The following is a 4,424-nucleotide window of genomic DNA, read 5'->3' as shown; positions in this document are numbered from 1 at the left end:
CCCGGTATGCAGGGGTGGGTTCAGCAACGTCCACGCGGGGTCGGAGCCGACCCGAAACGGTGTCGGTGCCCCGCAGTTACCCAGCAGGTGAGCGGACTCCTCGTCGCGGAGAACGAGAAGGTCGATCCGGCGGACCAGCTCGCGGGCAAGCCGTCGCGAAACGGGATCAGGCAGCAGACCGGCACCGACACCGACCGCGGCTACCCGACGTCCCAGCGTTCGCGCCGAGCTGACAAGCGCGAGCGAGCGCATCAACAGCGAACGCTGCGAACGGCCCGCGCTCGGGTGCAGCGTCTTGAAAATCGTTCCGCCACCGAGGACGAGCACATCCGCACCCACAAGCGCCTGGCCGACCGCCCACAGGTCGCCACTGTCGACGGCGTCACATCCATAGGTATGTTCGGTCCATCCTGGACGGGCTGTAGTGACCACGATGTCACAGTCCGACAGCGCCCGCAGGAACGCCTGCAGCAGCGCTTCGTCGCCCGGATTACGCTGTCCGAACGCGCCGGCCAACAGCACCCTTGCCACCGGTCACCTCCTCGTAGAGATCGAGATGACGACTGGCCACGGTGGGCCAGGACCTACCGTCGGCGAGGAAAGCGTTCGCCGTGCGGATCCGGTCGAGTTGCGCCTGGTCCCGCGCGAGTTCCCGCAACCGGTCAGCAAGCGCCGCGGGCGTTCCCGGTATGGTCATCAGCGGCGGGGCGCCGACACAGTCGGCCAGCGCATGTGAGAGCAGTACCGGGGTTCGGTAACCGAACGCCAGAGCCAGGACGCCGCTGCTCGCGTGGGGTTTCGGATACGGCAGCAACGCGAGGTCGGCGGCTGCGAACCACTTGCCAACCTGCTCTTCCGGGACGTACCCGACGAACCGGACCGTCCCTGCGAACCGTTCGCGAAGCCCGTCCGCGTAGTTACCCGTTCCGGTCATCCGCGGATGGTCACCCCCCGCAACCACAAGCTGGACGGTGTCACCGGCCAACGCGGCAGCCTCACAGGCAAGCTCGAGGCCCTTGTAGGGCGCGACAAAGCCGAAGCACAAAACGGTAAGCCGACCGTCCAGGCCAAGCGCGAGCCGGCTGTCCCGGCGATCCGGGGTGAGAAGTTCCTCGATCCCATGTGGGATGAGTACGGCGGACGGTACGACATCGGTGAACGCACGTTCGTGGACAACGACCGCGTCGGCGAGCCGGCTGACCGCATGTTGCAGGCCGGCAAGCCCGCCGCGCGCCACCGGGGCCGGTACCGTTACCCGGTGCATCCGCGTGTACTCCGGTGTGACGTCCTGAGGTGAGACCACCTGGTGCATGGTGACGACAACCGCAGGTCGGCCACGCCGCCGGGCAGACAGCGCCGTCACCAGGGACGGCAGCGCCGCCGCCCCACCGTAGAGGAACAGCTCGTGCTGCAGATGGATGATCGGAGCTCCGGTCTCACGCGCGGCCCGCCAGGCTGCCAGCAGCGACCACGGTCGGTCACCAAAAGACCGATGGATGGTGAGCACCGGGCCGTCACCGGAGACCGCCGCATCCGACTCCACCATCTTGATCTTAGGAGCAACTACCGCGACCGTCGCGCCCGCGTCAACCAGCGACGTCGCCAGATTCGCGGCATAGGACGCGACACCGCTCGACCCTGCGTGCTTCGCGCCCCGCGGGGGATAGGGCGCCACCAGTGCTACATCAGGCCGCGACATCGACCACTCGCTGACCTGTCATGAGCGGTGCCGGCGCGACCCCTGGTGCGGCGGGGACGGGCGCCGGGACCGGCATCATCCGATGACGCAGCCACAATCGCAGTAGCGAGCGAATCATGCGGCGGCTGTCCGCGAACAGATTCAGCCGCGAACCCTTCTGGTCGATCCAGACGGTGGGCACCTCGGCCACCTCACATCCCAAGGCGCGGGCCACGACCAGAAGGTCGACGTCGAAGAGGAAATCGCGGGCGGACAGATGTGGAGCGACCTGGTCCAGGACGTCTCGCCGAAGCACCTTGGCGCCGCACTGGGTGTCGAAGTAGGGCAACCGGAACATCATGCGAACCAACGTCGCAAAACCGAAACTGGCCGTACGTCGTCCCAATGGACGGGCTACGGGCAGGAGCGACGCTGGATGCCAGCGACTGGCCACGGCGGCACCGACGTCCTGGGCGACCGCCGCGAGTCTCAACAACTCCCCCGGTGGAGTGGCGCGATCAGCGTCGACAAAAGCAACGAGTTCCGCGTCGGTCCGCCGGAGCGTCTCAATTATCACGCCACCCTTGCCGAGCTTCGGGTAACGATACATGTGCAGTCTGCCATCAGCGAGCTGGCGGCTACGAACGATCGCCGCGGTTTCGTCGGTGCAATAATCCAGCGCCACGAGGAAGCGAATGCCCGGCGCGTCGAGCGCACGCAGGTAGCTGTCCAGCGTACGACCGATCCGATGCTCCTCGTTGTGTGCGGGAATAATGATGTCGAGACGCATTGCACTCCCTAACCAGGAGAGTCGACAAGGGCGGGAAACACATTCACCGACAGGTCACCAGATCTATTTCGAAAATTCGGCGACGCATGCCGGCATACGGCATGATGGCCAGCCGCTGCCGGCCGCAGTGTGATCCGTTCCGCCCGGCCCCTCCCCATGGGTCACAGCGTCGAAAATACTCATTGTAAGAAATCAAAGTCAGGCTCTACCCGGCCAGTTTCCTGGCCGTAACTGCCAGGAGACGTCAAAGTTGCGGTTACATGGCCGTTTGCTCCAGGCCCGGTGTCCATACATGGAACTCCAGGTAGAGCCGGGAGAAACGCTACGATGCGTCACCGTGGATGAACGTGCGTTCAGCCTCCGGTTCGGATTCCGGCCCCGACCCGCCTCGACGAACCTACACAACCCGTCACCACCCGACACCCGTAAAAGCCCAACAAAAACAGGACCAACCGAACGCCGCTATTGTGCGGTCCGCTGGCTGCCGCGGCGATGTTGGCCAACCGCACGGACCGGCGCCGACGACGGATCGCGGCGAAGCGCGCCCCGGCAACGCCGACACCGAATGTCTCCACGCTGGGCGGCCCGCCCGCACCCCACCGCGCACGGCACCGACTCATACGGCTCGAGATCGAGCTGGCCTACATAATCCCCGACCAGTTGACGGCACCGGCAATGCACTACATCACAACAGAGGAGCAACTCCCCGCGACGATGAAGGCGCCATTCATGACCGCACTCCCCACAGGGCCTCACCTGTTGACCCGTGTTCATTGTCCGCCCCCCGATTCAGGCCAGCCGCGTACTCACCGCTGGCAGTTTCCTCGTCCGGAAACCTGTGATTTAGAGCGACCGGCAACAGGGGCGCTCTTACACCCGGCTCGGCGGGTTCAGTCACCAACTGTCTGCACCGGTGTGGTGGTTGATGCGGAAGGAGTTGACGACGAAGGAGTAACCGGCGGTGGCTGCGTCGCCGTCGCCGTCGCCGTCGCTGCGGGCCGTGCCGGCGCAGCTGCGGGCGGCTGCGCCGCTACGGAGGCCGCCGTTGGTGGCGGCGAGGTAACGGGCGCCGCCGTTGGTGGCTGCGACGTAGCAGCCGGCGACGTAGCAGCCGGGGAGGAAGCAGCCGGGGAGGAAGCGCCGGACGGCGACTGGGCGCCAGCAGGCGACGCCGCCGGCTGCCCAGCCGCAGCTGGAGCGGACGTGGTGGGCTGCGGCGCGGACGACGCACTCGGCGTAACAGTCGCCGTCGGCGTCGGGTCCGGCTGCGCAACTGCACCGGACGTGGGTGTCGGCTCAACTGTGCCGGCCGGCGACGGCACCACGGCGATGGCGGAATCGGTTGGTGTCGGGGCTGGCAACAACCCGGCATCGGGCGTTGCCCGGCCGGTTGGCGTAGCTACCGCTGGCGGCTGGCCGACGACGACACCGCCACCCGGATCGTTGCGGACCGGTGGGATCGTGAGTGGGTCAACCGCGCTGCCGTCGGCGGGCGGCGGTTGCACCGCGAACGGGCCGACCGTGGTTATCCCGGTGCCGCGCGTCGCCGGCGAGAGCCGGACCGCACCGATGTACCCGTCCAACCACAGTGGCGTGATACGGACCACGTCCCCGGTCTGCGGTGCGTGGATCACCAGGCCGCCACCGACGTACATCGCGACATGATGGATCGTCGCTGGATCGGAGCTGTCGTAGGCGTAGAAAACAAGGTCACCGGGTAGCAGCTCGGCCAGCCGGACGGCTTGGCCGACCCGGGCCTGATCTGCGGCGACCCGGGGAATGAGGATCCCCGTGCTCGCGAATGCCTGCTGGGTGAGCCCGGAACAATCATAAGAATCCGGACCTTGCGCACCCCACTCGTACGGCCGACCGAGCTGGCCGAGTGCAAACCGCAGCGCAGCCCGGGCCTGCGGTGACGGACCGAGACCGGCGACGTCCTGCGCCTGCGCGAAGATA

At 66.9% G+C, this 4,424-nt stretch carries 4 protein-coding genes; all 4 read right to left on the bottom strand.

Translation table 11 applies throughout. The features are described from left to right. The coding region (locus U9980_RS02975) for a polysaccharide pyruvyl transferase family protein (protein WP_322766576.1) at positions 1-531 on the bottom strand (531 nt) is incomplete at its 3' end. Beyond that, the gene (locus U9980_RS02970; protein ID WP_322752733.1) at positions 491-1,699 is read right to left on the bottom strand and encodes a glycosyltransferase; all 1,209 of its coding nucleotides are present in this window, start codon (positions 1,697-1,699) and stop codon (positions 491-493) included. The genes U9980_RS02975 and U9980_RS02970, both read right to left, overlap by 41 nt. Then, entirely contained in the window at positions 1,686-2,468 is a 783-nt protein-coding gene (locus U9980_RS02965) for a glycosyltransferase (RefSeq protein WP_322752734.1), read from the bottom strand. The genes U9980_RS02970 and U9980_RS02965 overlap by 14 nt, the downstream gene beginning before the upstream one ends. 890 nt (positions 2,469-3,358) lie before the next feature. Beyond that, positions 3,359-4,424, bottom strand: a 1,066-nt coding sequence (locus U9980_RS02960; RefSeq protein WP_322766575.1) for a C40 family peptidase, incomplete at its 5' end; no start/stop codon positions are given.

It is taken from the genome of Protofrankia sp. Cr1, from assembly GCF_963555865.1.
Lineage (GTDB): Bacteria > Actinomycetota > Actinomycetes > Frankiales > Frankiaceae > Protofrankia.
Note: the sequence above shows the minus strand (reverse complement) of the source record. Positions and strands in the feature narration are given on the sequence as shown.

What these genes read in the sequence shown, in the direction of transcription:
- U9980_RS02965 (WP_322752734.1), bottom strand. Translation starts at nt 2,468, where the DNA reads ATGCGTCTCGACATCATTATTCCCGCACACAACGAGGAGCATCGGATC.
- U9980_RS02970 (WP_322752733.1), bottom strand. Translation starts at nt 1,699, where the DNA reads ATGTCGCGGCCTGATGTAGCACTGGTGGCGCCCTATCCCCCGCGGGGC.